Annotated in this window: 25 protein-coding genes; 14 read left to right on the forward strand and 11 right to left on the reverse strand. The window is 65.2% G+C overall.

The window, feature by feature from the left end; translation table 11 throughout:
• Positions 1 to 45: 45 nt before the first annotated feature.
• The 6 genes from AC5RUQ_RS09445 to AC5RUQ_RS09470 are packed head-to-tail and all read right to left on the reverse strand — an operon-like array spanning position 46 to position 6,797.
• Positions 46 to 1,179 (reverse strand): glycosyltransferase, encoded by a 1,134-nt coding sequence (locus AC5RUQ_RS09445; RefSeq protein WP_493947040.1) that lies wholly within the window; start codon positions 1,177 to 1,179, stop codon positions 46 to 48.
• A complete protein-coding gene (locus AC5RUQ_RS09450; protein ID WP_493947041.1) occupies positions 1,169 to 2,500 on the reverse strand; it encodes a family 1 glycosylhydrolase in 1,332 nt (443 codons plus the stop codon). Before AC5RUQ_RS09450 ends, AC5RUQ_RS09445 begins: the two co-directional genes overlap by 11 nt.
• Positions 2,497 to 2,766, reverse strand: coding sequence for a DUF6752 domain-containing protein (locus AC5RUQ_RS09455; protein ID WP_493947043.1), 270 nt, complete (start codon positions 2,764 to 2,766; stop codon positions 2,497 to 2,499). The genes AC5RUQ_RS09450 and AC5RUQ_RS09455 overlap by 4 nt, the downstream gene beginning before the upstream one ends.
• A complete protein-coding gene (locus AC5RUQ_RS09460) occupies positions 2,763 to 4,370 on the reverse strand; it encodes a class I SAM-dependent methyltransferase (protein WP_493947044.1) in 1,608 nt (535 codons plus the stop codon). The genes AC5RUQ_RS09455 and AC5RUQ_RS09460 overlap by 4 nt, the downstream gene beginning before the upstream one ends.
• Complete coding sequence (locus AC5RUQ_RS09465; protein ID WP_493947045.1) at positions 4,367 to 5,851, reverse strand: SDR family NAD(P)-dependent oxidoreductase; 1,485 nt, start codon at positions 5,849 to 5,851, stop codon at positions 4,367 to 4,369. The genes AC5RUQ_RS09460 and AC5RUQ_RS09465 overlap by 4 nt, the downstream gene beginning before the upstream one ends.
• Before the next feature lie 28 nt (positions 5,852 to 5,879).
• The gene (locus AC5RUQ_RS09470; RefSeq protein ID WP_493947047.1) at positions 5,880 to 6,797 is read right to left on the reverse strand and encodes a metallophosphoesterase; all 918 of its coding nucleotides are present in this window, start codon (positions 6,795 to 6,797) and stop codon (positions 5,880 to 5,882) included.
• A 330-nt stretch (positions 6,798 to 7,127) separates the two neighbouring features.
• Between AC5RUQ_RS09470 and AC5RUQ_RS09475 the strand changes: the two genes are divergently transcribed.
• The 4 genes from AC5RUQ_RS09475 (at position 7,128) to ctaD (ending at position 10,510) form a co-directional block, all read left to right on the forward strand.
• Positions 7,128 to 7,385: a hypothetical protein gene (locus AC5RUQ_RS09475; RefSeq protein WP_163167417.1), complete on the forward strand. Its 258-nt coding sequence runs from the start codon at positions 7,128 to 7,130 to the stop codon at positions 7,383 to 7,385.
• Positions 7,386 to 7,430: 45 nt separating this feature from the next.
• Positions 7,431 to 7,655, forward strand: coding sequence for a hypothetical protein (locus AC5RUQ_RS09480; protein ID WP_493947048.1), 225 nt, complete (start codon positions 7,431 to 7,433; stop codon positions 7,653 to 7,655).
• Positions 7,656 to 7,868: 213 nt separating this feature from the next.
• Positions 7,869 to 8,756 carry an aa3-type cytochrome oxidase subunit II gene (ctaC, locus tag AC5RUQ_RS09485; RefSeq protein ID WP_493947049.1) on the forward strand — a complete coding sequence of 296 codons (888 nt, stop codon included), beginning with the start codon at positions 7,869 to 7,871 and terminating at the stop codon, positions 8,754 to 8,756.
• Positions 8,756 to 10,510, forward strand: coding sequence for an aa3-type cytochrome oxidase subunit I (ctaD, locus tag AC5RUQ_RS09490; protein ID WP_493947051.1), 1,755 nt, complete (start codon positions 8,756 to 8,758; stop codon positions 10,508 to 10,510). The genes ctaC and ctaD overlap by 1 nt, the downstream gene beginning before the upstream one ends.
• 68 nt (positions 10,511 to 10,578) lie before the next feature.
• Here ctaD and AC5RUQ_RS09495 read toward each other — a convergent pair whose 3' ends face one another.
• Positions 10,579 to 11,529 carry a manganese catalase family protein gene (locus AC5RUQ_RS09495; protein ID WP_493947053.1) on the reverse strand — a complete coding sequence of 317 codons (951 nt, stop codon included), beginning with the start codon at positions 11,527 to 11,529 and terminating at the stop codon, positions 10,579 to 10,581.
• Between the two features lie 131 nt (positions 11,530 to 11,660).
• On the reverse strand, positions 11,661 to 12,185 hold the full coding sequence (locus AC5RUQ_RS09500; RefSeq protein WP_493947054.1) for a DUF2243 domain-containing protein: 525 nt from the start codon (positions 12,183 to 12,185) through the stop codon (positions 11,661 to 11,663).
• A gap of 219 nt (positions 12,186 to 12,404) precedes the next feature.
• On the opposite strand from AC5RUQ_RS09500, the gene AC5RUQ_RS09505 reads away from it, so the two are divergent.
• The 5 genes from AC5RUQ_RS09505 (at position 12,405) to AC5RUQ_RS09525 (ending at position 15,714) form a co-directional block, all read left to right on the forward strand.
• Positions 12,405 to 13,553 (forward strand): zinc-dependent alcohol dehydrogenase, encoded by a 1,149-nt coding sequence (locus AC5RUQ_RS09505; protein WP_493947055.1) that lies wholly within the window; start codon positions 12,405 to 12,407, stop codon positions 13,551 to 13,553.
• A gap of 13 nt (positions 13,554 to 13,566) precedes the next feature.
• The gene (locus AC5RUQ_RS09510) at positions 13,567 to 14,157 is read left to right on the forward strand and encodes a hypothetical protein (RefSeq protein ID WP_493947057.1); all 591 of its coding nucleotides are present in this window, start codon (positions 13,567 to 13,569) and stop codon (positions 14,155 to 14,157) included.
• Positions 14,154 to 14,924 carry an MBL fold metallo-hydrolase gene (locus AC5RUQ_RS09515; RefSeq protein ID WP_493947058.1) on the forward strand — a complete coding sequence of 257 codons (771 nt, stop codon included), beginning with the start codon at positions 14,154 to 14,156 and terminating at the stop codon, positions 14,922 to 14,924. The genes AC5RUQ_RS09510 and AC5RUQ_RS09515 overlap by 4 nt, the downstream gene beginning before the upstream one ends.
• Before the next feature lie 160 nt (positions 14,925 to 15,084).
• Complete coding sequence (locus AC5RUQ_RS09520; RefSeq protein ID WP_493947059.1) at positions 15,085 to 15,309, forward strand: hypothetical protein; 225 nt, start codon at positions 15,085 to 15,087, stop codon at positions 15,307 to 15,309.
• Positions 15,310 to 15,450: 141 nt separating this feature from the next.
• On the forward strand, positions 15,451 to 15,714 hold the full coding sequence (locus AC5RUQ_RS09525) for a GlsB/YeaQ/YmgE family stress response membrane protein (protein WP_163167433.1): 264 nt from the start codon (positions 15,451 to 15,453) through the stop codon (positions 15,712 to 15,714).
• Between the two features lie 103 nt (positions 15,715 to 15,817).
• On the opposite strand, the gene nhaA is transcribed toward AC5RUQ_RS09525, so the two are convergent.
• Complete coding sequence (gene nhaA, locus AC5RUQ_RS09530) at positions 15,818 to 17,158, reverse strand: Na+/H+ antiporter NhaA (protein WP_493947061.1); 1,341 nt, start codon at positions 17,156 to 17,158, stop codon at positions 15,818 to 15,820.
• A gap of 201 nt (positions 17,159 to 17,359) precedes the next feature.
• On the opposite strand from nhaA, the gene AC5RUQ_RS09535 reads away from it, so the two are divergent.
• From AC5RUQ_RS09535 to AC5RUQ_RS09545, 3 genes are read left to right on the forward strand one after another with little or no spacing between them, the layout of a single operon-like run.
• Positions 17,360 to 18,136, forward strand: coding sequence for a hypothetical protein (locus AC5RUQ_RS09535; RefSeq protein ID WP_493947063.1), 777 nt, complete (start codon positions 17,360 to 17,362; stop codon positions 18,134 to 18,136).
• A 31-nt stretch (positions 18,137 to 18,167) separates the two neighbouring features.
• Positions 18,168 to 18,863, forward strand: a complete 696-nt coding sequence (locus AC5RUQ_RS09540) for a class F sortase (RefSeq protein WP_493947064.1) — start codon at positions 18,168 to 18,170, stop codon at positions 18,861 to 18,863.
• 49 nt (positions 18,864 to 18,912) lie between these two features.
• A complete protein-coding gene (locus AC5RUQ_RS09545) occupies positions 18,913 to 19,545 on the forward strand; it encodes a hypothetical protein (RefSeq protein WP_493947066.1) in 633 nt (210 codons plus the stop codon).
• Between the two features lie 6 nt (positions 19,546 to 19,551).
• On the opposite strand, the gene AC5RUQ_RS09550 is transcribed toward AC5RUQ_RS09545, so the two are convergent.
• On the reverse strand, positions 19,552 to 20,286 hold the full coding sequence (locus AC5RUQ_RS09550; protein ID WP_493947067.1) for a PAS and ANTAR domain-containing protein: 735 nt from the start codon (positions 20,284 to 20,286) through the stop codon (positions 19,552 to 19,554).
• Positions 20,287 to 20,509: 223 nt separating this feature from the next.
• Here AC5RUQ_RS09550 and AC5RUQ_RS09555 point away from each other — a divergent pair, with 223 nt between their 5' ends.
• Positions 20,510 to 22,669: a copper-translocating P-type ATPase gene (locus tag AC5RUQ_RS09555; protein ID WP_493947069.1), complete on the forward strand. Its 2,160-nt coding sequence runs from the start codon at positions 20,510 to 20,512 to the stop codon at positions 22,667 to 22,669.
• 166 nt (positions 22,670 to 22,835) lie between these two features.
• Positions 22,836 to 23,453 carry a DUF305 domain-containing protein gene (locus AC5RUQ_RS09560; protein ID WP_493947070.1) on the forward strand — a complete coding sequence of 206 codons (618 nt, stop codon included), beginning with the start codon at positions 22,836 to 22,838 and terminating at the stop codon, positions 23,451 to 23,453.
• 51 nt (positions 23,454 to 23,504) lie between these two features.
• On the opposite strand, the gene AC5RUQ_RS09565 is transcribed toward AC5RUQ_RS09560, so the two are convergent.
• The gene (locus tag AC5RUQ_RS09565; RefSeq protein WP_493947071.1) at positions 23,505 to 24,749 is read right to left on the reverse strand and encodes an FAD-dependent oxidoreductase; all 1,245 of its coding nucleotides are present in this window, start codon (positions 24,747 to 24,749) and stop codon (positions 23,505 to 23,507) included.
• Positions 24,750 to 24,860 lie beyond the last annotated feature (111 nt).

A 24,860-nucleotide genomic window follows, 5' to 3' on the forward strand; every position in this document is an offset into this window, starting at 1 on the left:
GGTTCCAGGGTTCGGAAGTCTGCGTATCTGGACAAAAACCCTGCGCTAGGCAGTGGCCTCGGCGTCGGACGGTTCCGGCACCTGCAGGCCCGAAGCGAAGACGGACTCGGCCATCCGGGCTGCGATCGCATCCCAGTGGTACTTCTTCAGCAGCTCCCGGGTCTTCGGCTTGGGGGCGCGCGAAGGATCGCGCTGGCCGAGGTTCCGGCAGAGCGAAGCAAAGCCCGCGCCGTCGTCGCGCAGGTGCACCACGCCCGGGAAGTCAGCCACCACGTCCGGCACCCGGGTGGACACCACGGGAAGGCCGGCGGCGAGGTATTCGAGCGTTTTGGTGGGGCTGATGGAACGGGTTGCCTCGTTCAGGGCGAACGGCATCAGGGCAACATCCAGGCCCTCCATCGCTGCCGGAAGGTCCGCGTAGCAGGTATACCCCTCGTAGCTGATGTTCGGCGCCTGGGGCAGGCTGGCCGGATCGATCTTGGCCACCGGCCCGTACATCCTGATGTCCCACTCCGGCAACGCGCTGGCGAGGTCGGCGATAAGGCCCAGGTCCAACCGTTCGTCCAGCACTCCCACGTATCCGGCAACGGGACGCTGCCCCGGAACCCGGGGCTCCGCCGTCGGGGTCCGGTAGTGCTCCGGCTCCACGCCGCTGGGGAAGAGCAGGGTGTCAGCGCGGCCCTGCCGCACCATGGACCGGTGCAGGGAGCGGCCACCGGCAAAGACGACGTCGGCCCGGCGGAGTGCCTGCCGCTGCCTCACCACCAGCTCGGGCGGGGCGTCCTTGAAGGCGGCGAGATCGTCCATCACGTCATACACCAGCGTGGTGGGCTGCAGGGCGAGGGCAAGTTCCAGGGCCAGCGGGGTGTACAGCCACACCACCCGCTCCCCCGTGGGCGGACCCACCAGTTCGGGCAGCTGCTCGATGTAGTCCGGGAGGACGTCGTCGAAAAATCCCACGTGGTGGCCCTGCTCCGGGATCTCCAGCCAGGCCCGGTTCATCCCGTCCACCTGCGTGTGGTTCAGCCGGTTCGGCCCGGTGAATCCGGGCGACGGCGTGAGCGGTTCCTCCACATACCAGGTGGAACAGCGGGAGCCCAGTCGGGAAACGAGGTGCTGGGGGCGCTGCCATACCCAGTCCCAGCGGAGATGCGACAAAACGATCAGTTCACTCTGCATTGACTATCCTCAATTCCATCCGGGTCTGTGTGTTGGGCAGGTTGTTGCCCTGATCCGTGTCAGGGGCTTCACTCCAATTCCAGTGGGACATTTGTGATTCGTATCCGCGCAGCCAGGTGGCCACGGGTTCGCCAAGCGTGAAGGCCGGCAACTCTTTGGACGGCGTGCCGGCCGCGGCTTTCGCATAGGACTCGGACATAACTGACGGCTGCCGCGCCAGCTCGTCGTCCAGCCAGTACACCCCCACGGGGTCGATGTGCCCGTCGTTGCGGAACAGAAGCGAAGCCCAGTCCGTGGAGTCAATTACCGGGAACCAGCACAGGCCGTCCAGCGGAACCCCCATGTGCCGGGCCCGTTCGCACTGCTCCAAAACGTACTTGAACCAGGTGGCCCGGTCAGATGTGAAACCGCGGATGTTGGTTTCGGTGAGCAGGCAAGGGAACCGGTAGCGGTCCCAGTACAGGTAGATCTGCTGCGCCAGGGGCAGTGGATGCGGGGTGTGGGTGGACCCGCCCTTGTCATCGAAGTGCCACTGGCAGTGGGCGTAATAGTCCAGGCCCAGCACGTCGATCCGTCCCGGCTCCAGTTCCTGCAGCTTCTCTCCCCCGGCGCCGCGAAGCAGTTCCGCCATGGGGCCGTTCGGGTCGTAGCCCTTGCCGTTGTACTTGCCGAGGAAGCTGTCCAGCACCAGGAACCGGCGCTCGTTGGCCATGGTGGCGTAAGCGCTGCCGGCGGCCCCTTCCCCGGTGTGGTGCTCACAGGTGTCCACCCATACGTGCTTGGCACCGGGCAGCAGGTCCGCGTAGGCGCGGCTCGCCTCCGCCACGGCCGGCAGCACGTTGAGGATCTGGCGTACGAAGCTGTCCAGCCCCTCGTGGTAGGGCGGCCAAATGGCCTCGTGTCCGGTGAGGAACAAGGTGGAGAAAGGCTCGTTGAAGAGCGTGTATTCCTGCACCCACGGGTACCGCCGGGCGAACTCTTCCGTGTACCGAAGGTAGGCGGTGCGGAAGCGGGGGTCCGCAAAGCCGCCCTCCATCCAGTGGGGATAGCTGGTGTGGTGCACCAGGTCCACGATGGGCCGGAAGCCGTTGTCCCGGAGATAATGCAGCACCTTGTCCGTGTCCTGCCAGTTAAAGACCCCTTCCTCGGCTTCCACCCGGTGCCAGCGGACGGGGTACCGCAGCCGGCTCACCCCGCATTCGGTCAGCAGTTGCAGGTCCTGTTTCCACTGGACATCGTGGGCAGTGGATTCGAAGATGTCCCTGTCGTGCCGGGGAAGATACGTGCTCTCGAAGGCGCCGATAATTTCGATTCCGCTCATCTGCCCGCTCCCTCCCCCTGCAGGGCAGGAGCGTCCGCGGGCAGGCGGCCCGGGTTGCCGGCCAGGTGCTCGTAGACGAGGTCCAGCAGCTCGGCAGCCCTCCGGTTCAGCCGCCGGGACTCGTCCAGGTCCTGGTCCAGCCGGATAACCTCGGCGCGCAGTTCGGCGATATCCGTTGCGGCTTTGGCCAGCCGCAGGTTAACCTCTTCCAGCGGGTCGCTTAGGGGCTCGTGCTCGTGGATGGCGTCAATCAGTGGGTCATTCATGGCAGGGCCCTCACTTTCACTCGTTGCGTGCGTATTGCGCCGTCATCCTGGCGCCCTGGTTGTGGTGGGACATCTTCTGTTTCCAGCCCCAGCTCCGCGAGGCTGGCTTTCAGATCGGCAACATTCACGGGCGCATAGAAGCGGCACTCCGGGAAGGCCGGTCCGGACTCTCCCACCTGGACTTCCAGGAAGGCCGCGGCAGCCGGGCCCTGGTTCCGCAAAAGCTGCCGGACCAGCCCCAGCGTGTTCTCCCGGCCTTGCCAGTCGAGCGAATTGAGCAGCAGCCGCGCGTACACATGCAGGGGGCCTGGGCCCTCCTTCAGGAGCGTGGCCAGCGGGGCGGTCTCCCGGAGCGAGTTGAGGTTGACCCGGCGGAACTCCAGGGACCCGGGGCCAGCCTGTTGCCCGCGCAGGTACTCGATTGCCGGCCGGCTGTAGTCAACGGCCACCACATGGTGCCCCTGCTCCGAGAAGTGCCGAGCGTCGCCGCCGAGGCCGCAGCCCAGTTCCAGGATGCGTGAGGCCGGCGGCAGCCCGCGGGCCAGCTCCTCCGCCCAGGCCGACGGCGCCTGGCCGGCACCCTGCCCGCCCTCACCCCGCAGCACCGCCCGGTGGTGGTCCTCCCAGTTCTCGCGGTCCCAGTCCAGGCCGCCCAGCCACGTGTCATAACGGCGGCGGGCCGGCGGTGGCGTGATGAAACGGAACGCAGGATCAGGGGTGTGCCAGCCGGGCCCGTAAATCGCGGCGAGCATCTGCTCCGGCTCGGCCGGTGCGGGCAGCTCCCGTCCGTTGATGCTGAGGTTCCGCAGCGGAAAGATGGTCACGGCCTCCGTGCGTTCGCGGGCATGGAACGTACCGTGGAACCAGCCGCCCACATTGAAGTAGGTGAAGATGTCCAGGTAGAACCGGTCCGTGCCGTCCGCGCCGGGGAACAGCAGCTGCAGGTGCCCCGCTGAGTGCCTGACCGTTTCGTAGCCTTGCGCATGAAGGGCCCGTTCCAGCTCGAAGCCCTCCAGCGCGATGTCCGAGGGATTTTCGTGCCGGCTCAGGTAGGCAAGGTCAACATCGTCATCGCCGGGCATCACCCGGCCGTCGCGTACGGGCCCAAGGAGGGTGCCACCGGTGACGAACAGCTCCTGGCCGCGGCCCCGCATCCACTCCACCAGCCTGCAGGCCTCATCCAGCGCCTCGTCGATCAGGTAGGCGCGCCGGCCTTCGAAGTTCCGGGCGATCCGCCCCCACTTGTTGATGATCTGCGGCATCCCCGTGCCGGGCTCCTCGAGCGAGAACTGGTGGGGTGAATCATCAAAGGCGACTCTCGCCGTCGGGCATAACGGCGTTCCGTCCTGCAGCACGCTGAGCCGCGCCCACCCGGACAGCCGGCTGGCGAGGGCGGGCGGCCAGTCGATGATGCAGCTGCCGGGGACGCCCCTGGCGCCCTCGCCGGAGTGGACGCTCCAGATGGGCCTGTCCCCCAGCAGGATGGACAAGGTGGCGCCGGCCGGAATGGGCGGGCCGGCGAGGGTCAGCGATACCCTGTCCGCACGAAGGGTGTGGCTGTAGCTATTGCTGGTAATGCTGCGTACCTCGACGTCCTGGCTCATGGCTGCGCCACCAGGTCGGAGTCCTTGGACTGGTCCAGGTAAGGGAGCCGGACGTCCACAACCTGCCCGGTCATGGCCGACGCCAGAACTTGGATGCTGGCCCCGGCCACAGCCGCCGCGGGCAGCAGGGACCCTTCCTCCTCCGCCCCGAACGCCCTGGACCGCATGGGGGTGGCGGTACGGCTGGGACTGATGCAGTTCACCCGGATGCCGTCCGAGCTCCACTCGTCCGCGAGCGCCTGGGTGAGGTTCACGATCGCAGCCTTCGTGGCTGAGTAGACCGTGTAGTTGGCCCGGCCGCGGGTGTAGGAACTGGAGGCGAAAAGCGTCAGCGATCCCTTGCTCTCGGCCAGGTACTTTTGCGACTCCTGGGCCACGATGAAGGCTGCCGTGAGGTTCACGTCCACGTCGTGGTGCAACTGCTCATCGGTGAGCTGGGCGAGCGGCCCCACGCTGAGGACGCCCGCTGTAAGAATGACGTGGTCGAGGTGGCCGTGGGTGGCGGCGGCGGAGGCCAGCGCCTGGGCCACGCACCGGCGGTCCTCCACGTAGGTTCCGTTGCCGGTGCGGCTCTGCCCCACCACCAGGGCACCTTCAGCCTCGAGCTGCTGGACAAGCTCCAGGCCGATCCCGGAACTTGCACCGAACACCAGCACGGTGGAGCCACGGAGCCCGTCCGTGTTCCCGCCGGGCAGCATGGTTTTGTGCTTGAGCTGGAAGAGTTTGTCCGCAAGGTGGATGTCGATGGGCTGGGTGATTTTGATGTTCGCCTCGTCCCCGTCCACCACGAAGATGGGGACGTCGGGGCAGTACTTGAGGACCACAGAGCAGTCGTCCGTGGCGGAGAAGCCGGGGTCCTGGCCGGCCCGTTCGTACGCCTCGGCTATCACGGGCATCCTGAACGCCTGGGGCGTCTGGCCCCTTCGCAGTTTGGCCCGCGGTGGCACTGCGCGGATGAAGTTCTCATCATCCACTTCGATGATGGTGTCCGCTGAGGGGATGGCGGTGTCGACGGCGGCGTAGACGTCGAGCGCGCGGATGCAGGCAATGATGATGTCGCCGTCGAGCAGCGGGCGGACGGCGTCGTGGAAGATGACATTGGCGTCCTTGTCCGCGATGGCCGCCAGCGCCAGGCGGGACGTTTCGCTCCGGTCCGCCCCGCCCGGAAGGATGCCGGCGAGTTTGCCGAACTTGCTGGCTGCCTTCGCGTCAGCTTTGGCGCCCGGTTTGCTGCCCTTGTTGCTGCCCAGGAGAAGTTCCTCGGCGCGGGGGATGTAACCCGGAGCCATCATGACGATCATCTCGTCCACCAGCCCGCAGTGCTGGAACAGCTCCACCGTGTGCTCGAGGCTGGTGCGGCCGGCGATCGGGACAAACTGTTTGGGGATGTCCAGGCCCATGCGGGCGCCGACTCCTCCAGCCAGGATGACCGCCACGTTGCGGCGGCGGGTGCCGGGTGGAGAGGGTGGTTTCTGGTCCATGGCTGGTCCTTTCATTCGAAGTCGCGGCCTAGTGACGGCCGCAGGGGGTGCCTCCCGCGTTTTCGGTGGCGGACGGGATGTCGATTTTGGCGGCCTGCAGCCGCTGCCGGGTTTCCTCGGCGGTGACGTAGGACTTCATCCGGGGGTACTCGCCCACGGGGACCACCGCCGAGACGAAGGTCCGGTTGTGGATGCGGACCAGGTTGAACGACCGGGCGCCGTTCATGCCCTGCATGGCGCCTGCGGGCAGTGCCAGGTCCTGGTTGTAGCTGGTGGACGAGGCCACCGATACCGGGATGCTGGCGAAGGTTGAAAAGACGCTGTGATGGGTGTGGCCGGAGAGGATTCCGATGACGTCGCTGCCTTCCAGCACCCGGGCCAGGCTCTCCTGGTTCCGCAGCTCCGAAAGCACCGCAAGTTCCTGGACCGGCGGCACAGGCGGGTGGTGGATCACCAGGAGGGTCCCGTCGTCGGCCTGTGTCTCCAGTTCCCCCGCCAGCCAGCGAAGCTGCTCATCGCTGATCTCGCCGTGGTGGTAGCCAGGGGTGGAGGAGTCCAGGACCAGCACGCGGAGGTTGCCCAGGTAGTAGCTGCGGTCCACCGGAAGGGTGCGCGGCTCCTCGTCGAGAAGCATCTTTTGGAAGTTCATGCGTTCGTCGTGGTTGCCCATGGCCCAGATGAGCTGCGCGCCCATGCGCTCGGCGTACGCCTGGCAGGTGGTCCGCAACCGCCGGTAGGCTTCCAGGCTGCCCTTGTCCGCCAGGTCGCCGGAGAAGATGATGGCTTCCGGCTTCAGCCCGCTGGCTTCGATGGCATCAAGGACTTCCACCAGCCCCGTTTGCGGATCCAGCTCGCCGTACAGCAACCCCTCTTCCACATAGTGAGGATCGCTCACGTGGACCAGCACATGGTTGGGGTTTGAGTACTCGGACCGGGTCAGGTGCATGGGAGCCTTTCAGCTGTTCCGCTGGGCATGGCCCATTGTGGACGGTGTGCTGACGGGCACTGCTTGCCGCCGAAAGAAGAACATAATAAGCACGCTTATCAAATGTTGGGAAGACTATCTTTTGTCCACCCGTTGTGCTCGTGCCTCCCCGAGCCTGCTGATTCGGCTAGAGATGGCGGCGGGCGGGCTATACTTCCCCTGCTGCCGCGGGTAGATTCTGAAGTATGACGGGCGTTACTCCCGTCCTTCCCGGTCCTTACTGCAGGGCCGCCGGAAGTCGCTGCTGGAGCCGCCCGGCGGCACAGGTTGCAGAACCGGATTGGGGCCACCATGCCGTCCTCACATTTTCAGCAGTTCCTTGATGAAGCCACCGTCACCGATCCTTCAGCCGAACACCCCTTGGGACCTGACTGCCTGTACGGCCTCTACGTCAGCTGGGCATCGCTGCACGGCTTCCGGGCCAAATCGGACCAGGCCTTCCGCGCCGGCATGCGGCGTTGCGGTGTTGACGTGAACGACTGCCGGTTGTACATGACCGGTCCCGCCGCCGCAGACTACATCCTCGCCAGCTACCCGGACGTCGCCTGACGCGCGGCCGGAAGCGCCGCCCCCAACGACGCCAAGGGGACAGTCATGGGATTCGAGCCGCACGAGCCGGAGGAACGCAGCCAGCTCAACCGCATGCTGAAGGACGCCGACATCACCGTTGCCGAGCTCTGGCTGCGGTACTTCGGCATGAGCGGCACTGCCGGCGAATACGAGGTCCAGGCCTACGTGGAGGGACTGATCTCGCTGCCCGCCCTCCAGCGTGACCTGCTGGCCATGGCGGCCAGGGAAATCATCAGCGACGCGGCCTGATGTGGCGCCCGACGGCGGTACTCCCCTGCCGCCGTCGGCCTCCTACGGCTTGCCCTGGTTCCGGCGGCCGCCGTGGAAAAATCCGCACGGTTCGGACCTCTTCCATCCGCTACTGTCCCGCGCTAGGGTGGGCACAAACCCGCTGGCCATGCGCCATGGGCAATTGGGCTCATGCAGCTGGGCCTCTGGGTATTTTCCGGAGGGAACCGCGCTGTGGGCAGCACTGGAAGAAACACTTCTAGATGGCGGCGGGCTGCCGCTTTACTGACGATTCCGGCCCTGCTGGCGTTGACCTCCTGTTCTGCGGAGGTTCAGCGAGGCTGGTTGCCCGGCGAACGGGACACTACCGACCACACCCCCCTGGTCACTGACCTGTGGGTGAATTCGTGGATCGCCGCAATGGTTGTCGGAGTGATCACCTGGGGGCTCATCCTGTGGTGCATCATCGCCTACCGCCGTAAGAAGGATACGGTCGGGTTCCCGCGGCAGATGAGCTACAACCTCCCCCTTGAGGTCTTTTACCTCTCGGTACCGCTCATGATCGTTGGGGTCCTGTTCGTCTTTACCGACCGCGAGCAGCGCGCCATGGACGACCGGTTCGAGGACCCGGACGTGGTGATCGATGTCCGGGGCAAGCAGTGGGCGTGGGACTTCAACTACGTCAAGGAGGACGTCCACGAAGATCCGGGCGTTCAGGCCCACCTGGACGGCAACTGGGGCACGCCCGACCGGCTGCCCACCCTGTACCTGCCGGTGGGTAAAAAGGTGGAACTGCAGCTGAACTCCCGCGATGTCCAGCATTCCTTCTGGGTGGTGGAGTTCATGCAGAAACGCGATATGTACCCCGGTGAAAACCAGTACAACAGGTTCATCGACATCATTCCCAACCGCACCGGTGAGTTTACCGGCAAATGTGCTGAGCTCTGCGGTGAATACCATTCCGAGATGCTCTTCAAGGTCCGTGTCGTGACCGAGCAGGAGTACAACAGCCACATTGCCGACCTCCGCGCCAGGGGCAACACCGGCATCCGCGGCGATGAGTACGACCGGAATCCGGAACGCCCAGCCCTGGAACAGGCACAACAAAGGACGGAACCGTAATGACCACCACCGGCCAGAACATGGGCGTCACGTCGGCGACCGCCGCACCTTCTGTGGCCAAACGCCCTAAGGGCAGCATCGTGGTCAGCTGGATCACGTCCACGGACCACAAAACCATCGGGTACCTGTACCTGATTTCCTCGTTTGTTTTCTTCTTGCTTGCCGGCGTTATGGCAATTCTCATCCGCGCCGAACTGTACGAACCAGGCATGCAGATCCTGCAAACCAAGGAGCAGTACAACCAGCTGTTCACGATGCACGGCACCATGATGCTGCTGATGTTCGCCACCCCGCTCTTCGCCGGCTTCACTAATGTGATTATGCCGCTGCAGATCGGCGCTCCCGACGTCGCGTTCCCGCGGCTGAACGCGTTGGCCTTCTGGTTCTTCCTCTTTGGGTCCACCATCGCAGTGTCCGGCTTCATCACGCCGCAAGGCGCCGCGTCCTTCGGCTGGTTCGCCTACACCCCGCTGTCCAACACCACCTTCACGCCCGGCCTCGGCGGCGACCTCTGGGTGTTCGGCCTGGCACTGTCCGGCTTCGGCACCATCCTGGGTGCTGTCAACTTCATCACCACCATCATCTGCATGCGTGCCCCCGGCCTCACTATGTGGCGCATGCCAATCTTCACGTGGAACGCCCTGGTCACCTCCATCCTGGTGCTGATGGCCTTCCCGCCGCTGGCCGCGGCGCTGTTCGCCTTGGGGGCGGACCGGAAGTTCGGCGCCCATATCTACGATCCGGCCAATGGTGGCGCCATCCTCTGGCAGCACCTGTTCTGGTTCTTTGGCCACCCTGAGGTGTACATCATCGCGCTGCCGTTCTTCGGCATCGTCTCGGAGATCTTCCCGGTCTTCAGCCGGAAACCCCTGTTCGGCTACAAGGGCATCGTGTACGCCACCATTGCGATTGCTGCCCTGTCCGTGACGGTGTGGGCACACCACATGTACGTCACCGGTGCGGTGCTGCTGCCGTTCTTCGCGTTTATGACCATGCTCATCGCGGTTCCCACAGGCGTGAAGTTCTTCAACTGGATCGGTACTCTGTGGGGCGGCTCGCTAACCTTTGAGACGCCAATGCTGTGGAGCCTGGGCTTTCTGATTACGTTCCTCTTCGGCGGCCTCACCGGCATCATCCTGGCGTCCCCGCCGCTGGACTTCCACGTCTCCGACACCTACTTCGTGGTGGCGCATTTCCACTACGTGGTATTCGGCACGGTGGTGTTCGCGATGTTCGCCGGCTTCTACTTCTGGTGGCCCAAGTTCACTGGAACCATGCTCAACGAACGCCTGGGCAAGATCCACTTCTGGATGCTCTTCCTGGGCTTCCACGGCACCTTCCTCATCCAGCACTGGCTTGGTGTGGAGGGCATGCCCCGCCGCTACGCCGACTACATGCCGGAAGATGAATTCACGTGGATGAACCAGTTCTCCACCATCGGCTCCTACCTGTTGGCCGCCTCGATGATCCCGTTCCTCTGGAACGTCTACATCACCTGGCGGACCGGCAAGAAGGTGACCGTGGACGATCCCTGGGGCTTTGGTGCCTCGCTGGAGTGGGCCACGTCCTGCCCACCGCCGCGGCACAACTTCACCTCCCTGCCCCGGATCCGTTCGGAACGTCCCGCCCTGGACCTGCACCACCCGGAGCTGAGCATTCGGGAGCATGCGCCGGCTGACAGCCCGGCCGCCAGCATCCTGGGCGCTGCCGATATCGGCCCGCGCGACGTCAAGGACCCGGACCCCAACAAGTAGGCACAAGGAAGCCCCTGCCGCCCGGTCACATCATGGACCTGCCGGCAAGGGCTTCTTGCTGGCTCAGGCTAAGCCCTTGCCTCTGTGGGGTTGTCTGCGTCCTTCAGTTCTATTTCTGCCGTGGCCTGGATGAGTGCGAGCAGCTCCGGGTCCAAGCCCGGTGCGAACTCTTCCTTGCGCTCCGGGGACATCGTCTTGGGGACGCCGGTGGGCATGACTTCGGTGCTGAGTTCGGTGCCATCGTTCGACGGCGATGCGCCCCGATACAGCTTCCCTGCCTCGCTGAGGTTGTCGGCACTGAAGGTGTATTGGATGCTTTGCAGTCCAAGGTCGAGCAGCTTCTTCACTTCGGGGAACTGCTCGGCGTTGGTTTTGGGGATGGGCAGGACCTTGCCCCAGTTCACTCCGAGGCTCTCGAGCGCCTTGGCAAAGGCGTTCTCGTGCGCCTGGTCCCGAACAATTAGGTAGGCAATCGTGGAGCGGGCCGTCTTGTTCTCCGTCATTTCGTAAATGCGGCATTTCTGCAGGCGGCCGGTGGACTCGAGCATCAGGTTATAGAGCAGGTCAAGGACGAGGTTCCCGCTGTTGTAAACGTAGGATCCGCTCCACGGGTTGCCGGCGGCGTCCACGGGCAGCGCACCTTGGGCCCCCACGAGGTAATGGTGGATATTGCTGGTGTCCAAGGCAATCTTGAGTGGCGTGGCACCTTTGGCGCCGGGCTCGTCAACGGGGTCTGTTTTCTTGCCTTGGTACCGCGGGGAGCCGTCCAGGAGCTGGGAGATGGTGGTTCCAATGAGCTCGACGTGGCTGATCTCCTCGGTGCCAACGCCCTGAAGCAGGTCCTTGTAAGGCTTGGAAGCCGGGTCTCCCCGGAAGTTGATGCTTTGGAACAGGTACTGCATCATGGTGCGCATTTCACCGAACTGGCCGCCCAGGCCCTCCTGCAGGGCGTTCGCTGCCGCCGGATCAGGCTCATCGGCAGCAATTTCGTTGATAAGAAGTTCAGTATGCAGGTACATATGTAGTTCTCTCCTCGTGGTGTGTGCTGTTGCCGTCCGGCCCGGCCGGCCCGGTTACTTCCGGGCCATGGGGCTGCGCCGGATGCTGTCACGCCGATACGCTGCGGCAGCCGAGTTAATCAGCATGCTTACTATCCTGCGTTAACTGCGGCGCTTTGACCAGACGTTGGGCTACCCCGAAACAGAAGCCAGCCCGCCACGGCCAGGACCACGCTGACCGCCAGGAAACCCAGGTCCCACGCCAGCGGGCCGCCCAGGTCGTCACGGACATGGTGGATCTGCAGGAAGTGGTGATTGACCAGGCCCTCGACGATATTGAAGATTCCCCACCCGCACAGGACCAAGCCGGTGTGGAAACTCCAGCGGCCGGACAGCCGCCCCTGCCGGCGGGCGCGGACGGTTAGGGCCGCCGCGGCCACCACCAGCACCCACATGGCGCCGTGGAACAAGCCGTCCGCCAGGGTGTTCAATTCCAAGCCTGCCACCGTCTTGGTGTTGCCGCTTTCGGTGTGGCTGAGCATGTGGTGCCATTGCAGCAGCTGGTGCAGGACGATGCCGTCCACGAACCCGCCGATCCCCATGCCGAAGAGGAAGGCAGGCGCTCTCGCCGGCACTCCGGCCGCGTTCGCCGGCGGCGTTCGGGTTTCCCGTGACACTGTTCGCTCCCCCTTCGTCGGTGCACCTTTCACCCTGTCCCCTACCCGCCGTCGGACGCTCTAAGCATCCTCCGCACCCGCTTCCGGCGCCTGCGCGGGGACCCTTGACCAGTCCTGCCCGAGGTGGAAACGTAGGGCAAGCGGTGCGCCTCAAGCAGCGGGGGTGGTTCCTGCACGAGACGGGAACCGCACTGCCAGCCAACAACCAAGGCGGCACACATGCGAGCAATGGTTTACCGGGGCCCGTACAAAATCCGGGTCGAAGAAAAAGACATCCCGAAGATCGAGCACCCCAACGACGCGATTATCCGCGTGACCACCGGGGCAATTTGCGGCTCGGACCTGCACCTCTACCACGGCATGATGCCGGACACCCGGGTGGGCATGACGTTCGGGCACGAGTTCGTAGGAGTGGTGCACGAGGTTGGCCCCTCGGTGCAGAACCTGGCCGTCGGGGACCGCGTGATGGTTCCCTTCAACGTGTACTGCGGGTCCTGCTACTTCTGCTCCCGCGGCCTGTTCTCGAACTGCCACAACGTGAACCCGAACGCGACGGCGGTGGGCGGCATCTACGGCTACTCCCACACCTGCGGAGGTTACGACGGCGGCCAGGCGGAGTTTGTGCGAGTGCCGTTCGCCGACGTGGGACCCGCAAAAATACCTGACTGGATGGACGAGGAGGACGCCGTCCTGCTCACCGACGCCCTTCCCACCGGCTACTTCGGGGCCCAACTCGGTGACATCGTGGAAGGCGACACCGTGGTGGTGTTCGGTGCCGGCCCGGTGGGCCTGTTCGCCGCCAAGTCCGCCTGGCTGATGGGCGCCGGGAGGGTGATCGTGATCGACCACCTGGAGTACCGGCTGGAGAAGGCGCGCACCTTCGCGCACGCCGAAACGTACAACTTTGTGGAGTACGACGACATTGTGGTGCACCTGAAGAAAGCGACTGACTACCTGGGCGCCGACGTCGTGATTGACGCGGTGGGGGCCGAGGCGGACGGCAACTTCCTCCAGCACGTGACCGCCGCCAAGCTGAAACTGCAGGGCGGCTCGCCCGTGGCGCTGAACTGGGCAATCGACGCTGTCCGCAAGGGCGGAACGGTGTCAGTGGTGGGCGCGTACGGTCCGATTTTCAGCGCGGTGAAGTTCGGCGACGCCGTGAACAAGGGCCTGACGCTGCGGATGAACCAGTGCCCGGTCAAACGGCAGTGGCCGAGGCTGTTCGAGCACATCCGGAACGGGTACCTGAAGCCCAGCGACATCGTCACCCACCGCGTCCCGTTGGAGCACATCGCCGAGGGGTACCACATCTTCTCCGCGAAGCTCGATGACTGCATCAAGCCCCTCATCGTTTCCACCCCGGCCTGAAAGGAAGAGCACCGTGGCTGAAATACCAACGCCTTACACCGCCGGCAAGCCTGCACTGAAGGAGTCCGTGGAGGAGCTGCGGGCGCGGATCCCGGGATGGGGTGTGGACCTCGACCCGGCGGACCGGCCCTCATTCCCCCGCGAGCAGCCGGGCATCGAGACCGGCGCGCACTGGGACTTCCCGGAACGCCAACAGGAGGAGTGGCCCCGGGAGCGGTCCATCGAACACGCTTTCGTGACCCCGGTTTTTGGAACTTCGACCCCTCCTGCCGGAGTCTCGGGAGCCATCCGGAAATACGCCTACGCCAGGTTCAGCGAGGGCAGGGCCGCGCACTGGCTGCTGCTGATCGCCGCTGACCGGGTGGACGCGTGGGAGCACCACCTCGCCTCGCTGGCCACCGTGCGACCGGACAACCCTGTCACCGAGACGGGAGTCCTCAGCGAGTTTTCCCGGCACGGCCTGAGCTCCCGGCTCGGGAAGAAGCGGGCCGACGTTAACCACCAATGGATCGATCCGATTTTGGTGGGCGGGCCGTGGGTGCTTGCCGGCCTGGGTGGCGTTGCCGCGGTGCGGGCGCTGCGGCGGGCGGCGGGGCGGAAATGACGCAGGCTACCTCGGGCAGGGCGTCGTTCACCACGGTGGCGGACGGCGTCCACTGCGTCTCCGAGGCCTTCGTCAATTTCTATCTGGTGGAGAGCCCCGACGGGCTGACCCTGGTGGACTCGGGGCTGCCGGCGATGTGGAAGACGCTGGAGGAATCGGTGCGGGGCCTGGGACATTCCGTCGGCGACATCAAGGCGTTGGTGCTCACCCACGCGCACTTCGACCACCTGGGCCTGGCGCACCGGCTGCATTCGGAGTTCAAGGTGCCGGTGTGGGTGCACGGAGGCGATTCCTTCATCGCCCGCCACCCCTACCAGTACCAGCACGAGAAGTCCCGTTTCGTCTTTGCGCTGGCGCATCCTGGCGGCCTGCCCGTCCTGGCCAGCATGACCAGGGCGGGCGCCTTGCGGGTGAAGGGCGTTGACGAAATATCCCTGTTCCCTGCCGGGTCCGGCACGCTGCCGGTGCCGGGGTCGCTTGAGGTGGTGTTCTCGCCCGGCCACACCGCCGGGCACTGCGGCCTTTACCTGCGGGACCGGGATGTGCTGTTCAGCGGCGACGCCCTGGTGACGCTTGATCCCTATTCGGGACGGACGGGTCCGCGTATCGTGGCGGGAGCCGCGACCATGGACAGCCGGCAGAACCTGGACACCCTTACGCAGCTGGCGCGGACCGGCGCTTCGCTGGTCCTGCCCGGCCACGGTGAACCCTGGACAGGCGGCATCGAAGAGGCAGTGGAAGCAGCCCGGCGCGAGGCGGCTGCCTGATTCCGGCGTGCGTCAGCCCGCCGTCGTGGTGCCCCTAAGAAGACACGCGGCGTCGCAGTTCCTGCTGCTGATACAGAAAAAACACCCTGTTGAAACAATTCAGCAACCTCGCCACGGCATGCTGTTCCTACGGGGATACAACAGCAGGAGGCACCGCATCATGGAGGCACCAAAAGTAATGACGGCCCAGCTTCGCATCGGCGACCAGATCGAAGCGTGGCACAACGGCAAGCTCTTCCACCGGGGGCGGGTGACCGACGTCGTACCCGCCCTGGAACTGTTCTGGATCCTGGACGCGAGGACCGGGGCGCGGAAGCTGCTGGATCCGGAGGCGCTGGAGATCCGGCACGTGGAGCAACAGGCCAAGCCTCTGGCCAGCGCCTGAACGGGCAGGGAATGTCCGCTGAGAACTGCGGACTGGCGCAGGAAAAGCCGGCATGCCAACCATGCATAGAATGAAGCCAATGCGGCACCACCGCGGCAGTCGGGGCGCCACCTGCCCGCTACCACCACGAAGGAGCACTTCATGATCGGATTCATCGTTGCAGGGTTGATTATCGGAGCATTGGCCCGCCTCATCAAGCCGGGCAAGCAAAACCTGGGCCTGCTGGCAACTCTCCTGCTGGGCCTGGTGGGCTCGGTGATCGGCGGAGTGGTCGCTTCCCTGCTGGGCACCGGGGACATCTTCGAGCTGAACTTCCTGGGCTTCATCGTGGCCGTTATTGCCTCCGTACTCCTGGTGGGCACGGCCGAAGCCGTTGTGGGCCGCCGCAGGTCCGTGCGCCGCTAAAGCGCACCCGCCAGAATTCGGAGTTTTTGTCCACGTACGCAGGCTTCAGGAGCCCTAAAGTCCGCATACGTGGACAAAAACTCCACCGGGTGGCCGGCCGGCCCTAAGGCCTTTCCTGGTACACGTCCGGGATGCCGTCGTGGTCGGCGTCCACTTTTTCGGCAGCTTCAGCTGCACGGTACTGGCGGTTCCTGGTCTTCAATACGGCCGTTGCAAGCAGGGCTGCCAGCAGGGAAGCGGCGAGAATGCCTACCTTGGCGTGGTCATCATGCAGGCTCCCCTGCCCGAAGCTAAGCTCGGCCACCAGCAGGGACACCGTGAACCCGATACCGGCCAGGAGCGCAACCCCGAAGACGTCGATCCACTTGAAGGACTTGTCCAGCTCCGCCCTGCTGGTTTTTGTCAGGAGCCAGGTGGTGCCCATGATGCCGATCGGCTTCCCCAGCACTAGCGCCACGATAATGCCCAGCGCCACCGGATCCGCGAGCGCCGAACCCAGCCCTTCCCAGCCGCCAACAGCCACACCGGCGGAGAAGAAGGCGAAGATGGGAACAGCCACACCTGCCGAGATGGGCCGGAACCGGTGCTCGAAGATCTCGGCCAGGCCTGGTCCTGCTTCCGGGCCGCCGGCTGCCTGGGACCGGAGCACTGGAACGGCGAAGCCCAACAGCACACCGGCCACTGTGGCGTGAATGCCGGAGGAATGGACAAGGGCCCACGTGATGACGCCGAGCGGCAGCAGGATGACCCAGGCCGCCGATGCTTTCCGGCCAAAGAAGAAGCGGTACTTCTGTGCCAGGAACGTGTAGATAGCCAGCGGGATGAGGGCCAGAAGCAATGGCATGACGTGCAGGTCGCTGGTGTAGAAGAACGCGATGATGCTGATGGCGATGAGGTCATCAACGACGGCCAGGGTCAGCAGGAAGATCCGTAGCGCGCTGGGCAAGTGCGAGCCGATGATAGCCAGGACTGCAACTGCGAAGGCGATGTCCGTGGCTGTTGGGATGGCCCAGCCGCGCAGGGTCTCCGGGCTGGTGAGGTTAATGGCCACGTATATCAGGGCCGGAACCACCACGCCGCCCGCTGCAGCAGTCACGGGGACGATCGATTTGCTGATCTGCCGCAGGTCCCCCGCTACAAACTCCCGCTTTAACTCCAGGCCCACCAGGAAGAAGAAGATCGCCAGAAGCCCGTCGGCTGCCCAGGCACCCAGGCTGAGTTCAAGGTGCCAGGGTTCGTAGCCCACCTTGTAGTCCCGGAGGGCGAAGTAGCTGTCCGATGCGGGCGAATTCGCCCAGACCAGTGCGATGAGCGCAGCGGCCACCAGCAGCGCCCCGCCCACCGTTTCCTTGCGCAGGATCTCACCGATTCGCAGGGATTCGGCATAGCTGCCCCGTCCGAAGATCGTGGAGCGGATGGGGTTGGGTGGGGGCGTTTTACTCATGAAGCGTCCTCAAATTCGGGTCGACAAGATTATGCCGACCAGACTTCCCGGCGCACCTTCAGACCATCTTACAGGCAGACCTTCCGCAGGCATGATGTGGTCCAATTCACTCTGCTCCCATCCGAAACACGTTCAGCTCCGAAGCACTCTTGTCCCTCACCTGGGACGACAACGTTACTTGTATGAGGAGACTGCTTTCCGATGAACAAGACACTCCGCTTTATGGCTGTTCCCACCCTCGCTTTGGGCGCCCTTGCCCTCTCCGGTGCCCCCGCCATGGCCCATGATGGGGCCGACCACTACCAGTCCACCCTGAGCCAGCTCAACGGCAGCGCCGGTTCGGGCACCATCACTGTTGATGTCACTGGCAACCAGGCCCATGTTGTCCTGAACGTTTCGGGAATGCCGGCTACCTTCATGGACGCCCCGTACCCGCACGTCCAGCACATCCATGGCGGGGCACAGGGCGTCTGCCCGGCCCCTTCCGCCGATAAGGACGGCGACCAGGTTATTTCCACCACTGAAGGCGCCCCGTCCTACGGCGGCATCGTCACTACCCTCTCCACCAGCGGCGACACCAGCCCCGCAGCAGGCCTTGATCTTAAAGTGGGCGGCCAGGGTGCCGCATACACCGTTGACCGCACCTTCGAGCTGAACGCCGAGACCAAGGCGGCCCTGGCAGCAGGCACCGCAGTGGTAGTGGTTCACGGTCTTGACCCCGCCACCCTCAGCGCAGCCGGCCAAGCCGCAAAGAGCGACCTCGCACCGACCCTTCCGCTGGCTGCCACCTCCCCCGCCCTGTGCGGAACTTTGACAGCCGGGCAAATGAAGATGCCAGCGGGCGGCGCTGACACCGGCATTGCGCAGGAAACCGGCACCGACACCGGAGCCCTCGCCATCGGCAGCGGCCTGGCCCTGGTCGCCCTCGCTGGCGGCGCCTACGTTGTACGCCGCCGCAGCACCGCAGCAGCAGCCTAAGCACCGGCTGCTGATCACCACTGTGATTAATATGAATTCCGGCCGCCGCGGGGGTCTTTTTGCCTCCTCGGCGGCCGGGCTTCTGCTCGCCTTGGCCTTGGGTGGCTGCGGTGCCGGCAGCACCGGAACGCCCGACGCCGGCTCCCTGCCTTCCGCTTCCCCGAACCCGTCCGTGGCGGTTACCCGTGCCGTGCCCGGTTCAGCCGCGACGTCGCCTTCCGCGGCCGGCCCCGCTGCCGCCGTGCCTCCTGCCGCAGAACGTGCGGTCCTGTCCCGGTCCGAACCAGTGTCCCTGGAAATCCCGGCCATAGGTGTTCGCACCGAACTCCTCAGCCTCGGCCTGCGGGAGAACGGCTCGCTTGAGGTCCCCCAGGACGACGGCAACGGGGCCCCTGCCAGCTGGTACAACGGCTCCCCCACCCCCGGGGAACGAGGACCATCGGTCATGCTGGGCCATGTGAACTCCCCCAATGGACGCGGGGGCGTCTTCGCAGACCTCCGCAAGCTCGTTCCGGGGATGGAGGTCGCCGTGTCCCGCGCTGACGGCAGCACCGCCGTTTTCACTGTTGACCGCGGCGAGCTCTACAGCAAGAACGAATTCCCGACTCTTGAGGTTTATGGAAACACCGCAGGATCCGAACTCCGCCTCATCACCTGCGACGGCTACGATCCCGCCACCGGCCTCTTCGACGACAACTACGTGATCTACGCAAAACTCAAAGCCTGACAGGCGGCCGCGACTCCCCGAAGGGGTGTGCGGCCAGGACGGAAGAGCCATGAAGAACCGCACTCCCCTGCTGGCCTCGCTGGCACTTTCGTCCCTGCTGCTCTCCGGCTGCGCAGCAGCGGCGGGGTCCGTAGGAGCGGTGCCCGCACCGCCGTCGGACGCTGCTGCCGCCGTCCCTTCCCCGTCAGCAGCCCACGGCGGCGGACATCACGACGGCGGCGCCGCCTCCCCCCGAGCCTCCGCCGAGGGGCCCAGCGAAGCGGCCAAGATGGTGTGCGGGGACCAGCCGATGGACAGGCTCACGTCAATCCTCGATCTGAAGCAGGACCCCCATACCGTGAACAGCTGGGCCGACAGCACGTTCACCTGCATCTACCACCTGGACGAAGGCGCGCTGGAAATTTCCGTGAAAGAAGCCGCGGACCAGGCCACAGCACTGAACTACTTCGAGGCCATGCAGGCACTCGCTGTGGATGCCAAGCCCATCGAGGGCCTGGCAAACCTCGGGTTTCCGGCGTATGAAACCGAGGACGGGTCAGCGGTGTTCCAAAAGGACAGCTTCGTGCTGCAGGTGGACGCCTCGGACCTCCCCGCAACCCTGGGACCGGACGCCATCACCCGGAACGCCCTGGCTTACCAGCTGTCCACCACCATCCTGGCCTGCTGGGTGGAGCACCACTAGAACGAATCAGCTGGCGCGGCGGCGGGCTGCCGGCCTCCTGCTGTCCTGCTGGATTGCCCGCACGGCGTCGGGGAGATAACCCCTCGTCTCCTCCGAGTTGGCCAGGTGCACCAGTTCGGCCGCCACCACTACCAGTTTTACATTGCGGTGGCTGCTGGTGCTGACCAGCATCTTGAAGGCATCGTCGGAACCCATTCCCAGCTGGCCCATCAAAATCCCCCGGGCCTGGTCTATGACACTACGGGTGGACGTGGCGCCGGCCACCGCATCCCGGGCTGTCTGCTCCGTTTCACGCTGGAGCGTGGAGGTCAGGTCCACCATGACGCCCTCAATGGAGGTGACTTTCCCCTCCGCGTTCATTATCGCGTCGCCGGATGTCAGCACCCGCCTGGTACGTCCCCGGGCGTCGATGATCCGGTGGTACATGCAGAAATAGCCGCCGGTCCTACAGACCTGCGCCACGATCTCCTCGCACCGCGGCCTGTCCTCCGGATGCTTGTGCGAATACAGCAGCTCCAACGTGGGGACCACATCGCCGCGCTCATAACCGTGCAGTTCGAACATCCCGTCCGACCACTCCAGCTTCCAGCCGTCCAGTTCCGCGTGGAATGTGCCCGCCACGCATTGGTTATCGCCCAATGCGCTCGAGTACGTGTAGGGGCCGCTGAGTTCAGCCACAGCCACCTCCCGTCTTTCTTTCCGCCCGCCCGCCAGGACGTCCTGGCGTCGTTGCCAGTTCATCCAAGTATGTCCGGAAACTTGCACCGGGGACAGAGTAGACAGCCCGTCTGCGGCTGAATCCAAAGGCACTGGGTGACTCGCAACTCTTGACTCGGATACCCCCAGGGGGTATATTTCAAGTGTTGTCAGTGAAGTGGTATGTCCCGGCCGGTGCCCCGCACCGCCTTTCACAGCCGTTCAACCCCAGCACCCATCGATCCTTCATCAAGGAATGGAAACTGACATGCTTGACCATCAGCACCAGCACCACCCGCACCATCACGACGGCGGCGGCCGGGCCAGCGACACCCTCACCGAAGCGGGAGCTGCTGCGGCCCCGGTCGGCCACGAACACCACGGCACCGGCAGGGCTGCCCACAACTCCCACCACGACGATGACCATGCCGTCCACACCCATGGACAGCACGCCGGCCACAGCACGGCCATGTTCAAGAACAGGTTCTGGCTCACGCTGGCGCTGTCCGTTCCCGTGGTCTACTTCAGCCCGATGGTGGGCCACATCCTGGGGTACAGGGTCCCGATGTTCCCGGGTTCAACCTGGATCCCGCCCGTCCTCGGCACGGTGATCTTCCTCTACGGCGGCCAGCCCTTCCTGAAAGGCGGCCTGCAGGAGCTGAAGGACCGCCGGCCCGGAATGATGCTCCTGATCGCCATGGCCATCACCGTCGCGTTCCTCGCTTCCTGGGTCACCAGCCTTGGCCTGGGCGGCTTCGACCTGGACTTCTGGTGGGAGCTCGCGCTGCTGGTGGCCATCATGCTGCTGGGGCACTGGATCGAGATGCGGGCGCTGGGTTCGGCGCAGGGTGCCCTGGATGCCCTCGCCGCGCTGCTGCCGGATGAGGCGGAACGCATTACGGACAGCGGAACCGAAACAGTACCCGTCTCCGAACTCCAGCCCGCCGACCTTGTTTTAGTACGCTCCGGCGCCCGGATGCCCGCCGATGGAACCGTGGTCGACGGGCAGGCTGAGTTCGACGAATCCATGATCACCGGCGAGTCCAAGACGGTGCTCCGGGGCGTCGGAGACGCCGTGGTGGCAGGAACAGTCGCTACGGACAACAGCGTGCGGGTCCGGGTGGATGCGGTCGGTGACGATACCGCCCTTGCCGGGATCCAGCGGCTGGTCGCTGAAGCACAGGCATCCTCGTCGCGGGCCCAGGCGCTGGCCGACCGCGCAGCAGCCTTCCTGTTCTACTTCGCGGCGGGCGCCGGCGTTATCACCTTCATCGTGTGGACACTCCTGGGCAGCGTCCCCGAAGCCGTGACCCGCACCGTCACCGTTCTGGTCATCGCCTGCCCGCACGCTTTGGGCCTGGCCATCCCCCTGGTCATCGCCATCTCCACTGAGCAGGCTGCCCGCGCCGGCGTCCTGATAAAGAACCGCATGGCGCTGGAGCGGATGCGCACCATCGATGTGGTCCTCTTCGACAAGACCGGCACCCTCACCACCGGCGAGCCCAAACTGAAGGACGTGGCAACCGTCCCCGGTGAAGACGCTGACGCGCTGCTGGCCCTTGCCGCGGCCGTCGAGTCCGACAGTGAACACCCTGTGGCCCGGGCCATCGTCCGCGCAGCCCGGGAGCGGAACCTTCCGCTGCCCGCCGTTGCCGGCTTCAGCTCGCTGACTGGCCGTGGCGTCCGTGCTTCCGTGGGCGGCCGCACGGTGCACGTAGGCGGGCCGGCGCTCCTGCGCGAGCTTGGCGCCGTCGTACCCTCTGCCTTGGCCGGCACGACGCGCGGGTGGATGGACCGCGGCGCGGCCGTCCTGCACGTGGTCGACGACGGCCGGGTGCTTGGGGCGGTCAGCCTCGAGGACGCGGTGCGGGCAGAGTCGCGCCAGGCCGTAGCTGCCCTGCAGAAGCGCGGCGTCAAGGTGGGCATGATCACCGGCGACGCCCGGCAGGTGGCCCAAGCTGTGGCTGCCGAGCTGAACATCGACGAGGTGTTCGCCGAAGTCCTGCCTGCGGACAAGGACAAGAAGGTAGCCGAGCTGCAAGCCCGGGGGTTGAAGGTGGCCATGGTGGGCGACGGCGTCAACGACTCGCCGGCGCTGGCCCGTGCGGAGGTGGGCATCGCGATTGGTGCGGGTACGGACGTGGCCATGGAATCTGCAGGTGTGGTGCTGGCGGGAAACGACCCGCGCGCGGTGCTGTCGATGGTGGACCTGTCGCGGGCGAGCTACCGGAAGATGTGGCAGAACCTGGTGTGGGCCACCGGCTACAACATCCTGTCCGTGCCGCTGGCCGCCGGCGTCCTTGCTTTCGCCGGAGTGGTGCTCTCCCCGGCCGCCGGCGCCGTGCTGATGTCCGTGTCCACTATCGTGGTGGCTTTGAACGCGCAGCTGCTGCGGAGGGTGCGCCTCAACCCGTCCGAGCTACGTTGAAACCAACGCCCCATCACCTCCCGCAACCAAAACCCAACGCCCCATCACCTCCCGCAACCAAAACCCCAACGCCCCATCACCTCCCGCAACCAAAAACCCAACGCCCCATCACCTACCGCAACCAAAACCCAACGCTTTTTCATATCCACCAGAAGGACCCATTGCCATGAAGATCAGCACGTTCGCCGTCGCCGCAGTCCTCGCCGCCTCGCTTGGCCTTGCTGGTTGCGCTGCCGGCACCGGGACCCCCGGCGGCAGCAGCACCCACGGCGCGGATCACGGCAGCCCGAGTGCGACGTCAAGCATGATGCCGGACGCCAACGCCGACCATAATCAAGCCGACATCACGTTCGCGCAGATGATGATTCCCCACCACGCGCAGGCGGTTGAGATGAGCGACATCGTTCTGGCGAAATCGGACCTGCCGGCGGAAGTTGCCGCGCTGGCCACCAGGATCAAGGATGCCCAGGCGCCCGAAATCGAGGCGATGACCGGATGGCTGAAGAGCTGGAATGCGCCCGTTGCGGCGCCGGACCACTCCGGGCACGGCATGGCCGGCATGGTGGACGCCGAAGGCCTCGACAAACTCAAGGCGGCTCAGGGCCCCGGGGCCGCGAAGCTCTTTATGGAACAGATGACCGGACACCACGAAGGCGCCGTGGAGATGGCCCAGCAGGAGATCGGCGCGGGCAAGCATCCGGAGGCAGTCCAGCTAGCCCGCGACATTGTCACAGCCCAGGAAGCGGAAATCGCTGAGATGAAGCAGCTCCTGGCCGGGCTCTGAACTCCCCGCTCGACGCTCTCTCACCTATCGCACGACGGGTGGGAGAGCGTCTCAGGTTGGGGCACGCCCCCGAGGTAAAGCGCCGCCACTTTTCACGTGTTCGGGAAGGATTCCCACCCCGACCAAACGTGCCGTGAGGCGGCGCAGCAGGGGTGAAGCGGCCCGGAGCAGCAGGACGAGCCAACGTGGTGCAACGCGGCTTCCGGCGGTCGCCCTGAAAAGTACCCTGTGTCCGTTGCGCTGCAGCAGCTGCATGACCTTGACGGGCCGCTCCCGACGCCGCTGCACCGCCGCGAGTTTCCCGACCGGCGCCGTTAGCTGAACGAGGTCCTGGGCGATGGCGTTGGACAGTGCGACGGCGTCCTGGATTGCGAAGTTCACTCCGACGCCGAACATCGGGGACATCGCATGGGCAGCGTCACCAATCGCGATAAACCCGGGACGGTACCAGCGCCGCAGCCGGTTGATTTGGACGGAGAGGAGCTTGATCTGGTCCCAGTCCGTGAGCGTGGTGACGACGGGGCGCAGGACAGGTGCAGCGTCGCTGATCCGCTTTTGAAGGGCGTCGAGTCCTGCCCCTCGAAGCTCGTCGAAGCCTCCCTTTTGGATGACCATGCCGGACTGGTACCTGTCGCCTCGGTCAATGGTAATGACCATCCCTTGAGTAGATATGTACCCGAGGGTTGCGGGGGGAGGGTTTGGCGGCTTGGGCAGGTTGAACCACAGCACGTCGATGGGCACACCGAAATCATCGGGAGTCAGCCCGGCAGCGGTACGCAAGGCAGAACTGCGTCCGTCGGCAGCAACGGTGAGTGGCGCACGGATCTCCAGCCCGCCGTCGGACGTTACCGCCCGGACACCGCGCACCTGGTCCTGCTCGAGGATGAGTCCGCTCACCTCGGTGAGCATGCGCAGCTCGAAGTTGGGGAATGCCGCGGCCTCGCCGGCGAGGAAGTTCAGGAAGTCCCACTGCGGGGCGAAGACGAGGAAGTTGTCGGGACCCGGGAGGGTGCCGAAGTCGACCAGGGTGAAGCGCTGGCCGTCGAGAACGGCGTCCATGGTGGGCAACCGGGTGAGAGGCAGTTGCAGGAACTTATCGCGCAGCCCGAGTTCGCCGAGCAGGGTTACGGTGGACGGATGCACCGTGTCGCCGCGAAAGTCGCGCAGGAAGTCACCGTGTTTCTCGAGCACTGTGACGCGCAGGCCGCTGCGTGCGAGCAGGTAGCCGAGCACCATTCCTGCCGGCCCGCCGCCTGCGATCACGCAGTCCCGTTCGATAGCGCGTTCCACAGTCATATCATCGTGGCCCTTCGCGAAAGGTGATAGAGCGTTCGGGAAAAACCTGCAGAAGGTGATGGAGCGTCCGGGAAAAACCTGCAGAAGGTGGTAGAGCGTCCGGGAAAAACC

Source organism: Arthrobacter sp. MDT2-3 (assembly GCF_059090465.1).

Excerpts from the sequence above, each read along its gene's own strand:
- AC5RUQ_RS09565 (WP_493947071.1), bottom strand. The coding sequence starts at position 24,749 with ATGACTGTGGAACGCGCTATCGAACGGGACTGCGTGATCGCAGGCGGC.
- AC5RUQ_RS09495 (WP_493947053.1), bottom strand. The coding sequence starts at position 11,529 with ATGTACCTGCATACTGAACTTCTTATCAACGAAATTGCTGCCGATGAG.
- AC5RUQ_RS09460 (WP_493947044.1), bottom strand. The coding sequence starts at position 4,370 with ATGAGCCAGGACGTCGAGGTACGCAGCATTACCAGCAATAGCTACAGC.
- ctaD (WP_493947051.1), top strand. The coding sequence starts at position 8,756 with ATGACCACCACCGGCCAGAACATGGGCGTCACGTCGGCGACCGCCGCA.
- AC5RUQ_RS09545 (WP_493947066.1), top strand. The coding sequence starts at position 18,913 with ATGAAGAACCGCACTCCCCTGCTGGCCTCGCTGGCACTTTCGTCCCTG.
- AC5RUQ_RS09535 (WP_493947063.1), top strand. The coding sequence starts at position 17,360 with ATGAACAAGACACTCCGCTTTATGGCTGTTCCCACCCTCGCTTTGGGC.
- AC5RUQ_RS09540 (WP_493947064.1), top strand. The coding sequence starts at position 18,168 with ATGAATTCCGGCCGCCGCGGGGGTCTTTTTGCCTCCTCGGCGGCCGGG.
- AC5RUQ_RS09475 (WP_163167417.1), top strand. The coding sequence starts at position 7,128 with ATGCCGTCCTCACATTTTCAGCAGTTCCTTGATGAAGCCACCGTCACC.
- AC5RUQ_RS09555 (WP_493947069.1), top strand. The coding sequence starts at position 20,510 with ATGCTTGACCATCAGCACCAGCACCACCCGCACCATCACGACGGCGGC.
- AC5RUQ_RS09445 (WP_493947040.1), bottom strand. The coding sequence starts at position 1,179 with ATGCAGAGTGAACTGATCGTTTTGTCGCATCTCCGCTGGGACTGGGTA.
- AC5RUQ_RS09470 (WP_493947047.1), bottom strand. The coding sequence starts at position 6,797 with ATGCACCTGACCCGGTCCGAGTACTCAAACCCCAACCATGTGCTGGTC.
- AC5RUQ_RS09505 (WP_493947055.1), top strand. The coding sequence starts at position 12,405 with ATGCGAGCAATGGTTTACCGGGGCCCGTACAAAATCCGGGTCGAAGAA.
- AC5RUQ_RS09560 (WP_493947070.1), top strand. The coding sequence starts at position 22,836 with ATGAAGATCAGCACGTTCGCCGTCGCCGCAGTCCTCGCCGCCTCGCTT.
- AC5RUQ_RS09465 (WP_493947045.1), bottom strand. The coding sequence starts at position 5,851 with ATGGACCAGAAACCACCCTCTCCACCCGGCACCCGCCGCCGCAACGTG.
- AC5RUQ_RS09520 (WP_493947059.1), top strand. The coding sequence starts at position 15,085 with ATGGAGGCACCAAAAGTAATGACGGCCCAGCTTCGCATCGGCGACCAG.
- AC5RUQ_RS09455 (WP_493947043.1), bottom strand. The coding sequence starts at position 2,766 with ATGAATGACCCACTGATTGACGCCATCCACGAGCACGAGCCCCTAAGC.
- AC5RUQ_RS09480 (WP_493947048.1), top strand. The coding sequence starts at position 7,431 with ATGGGATTCGAGCCGCACGAGCCGGAGGAACGCAGCCAGCTCAACCGC.
- AC5RUQ_RS09450 (WP_493947041.1), bottom strand. The coding sequence starts at position 2,500 with ATGAGCGGAATCGAAATTATCGGCGCCTTCGAGAGCACGTATCTTCCC.
- nhaA (WP_493947061.1), bottom strand. The coding sequence starts at position 17,158 with ATGAGTAAAACGCCCCCACCCAACCCCATCCGCTCCACGATCTTCGGA.
- AC5RUQ_RS09550 (WP_493947067.1), bottom strand. The coding sequence starts at position 20,286 with ATGAACTGGCAACGACGCCAGGACGTCCTGGCGGGCGGGCGGAAAGAA.
- AC5RUQ_RS09515 (WP_493947058.1), top strand. The coding sequence starts at position 14,154 with ATGACGCAGGCTACCTCGGGCAGGGCGTCGTTCACCACGGTGGCGGAC.
- AC5RUQ_RS09525 (WP_163167433.1), top strand. The coding sequence starts at position 15,451 with ATGATCGGATTCATCGTTGCAGGGTTGATTATCGGAGCATTGGCCCGC.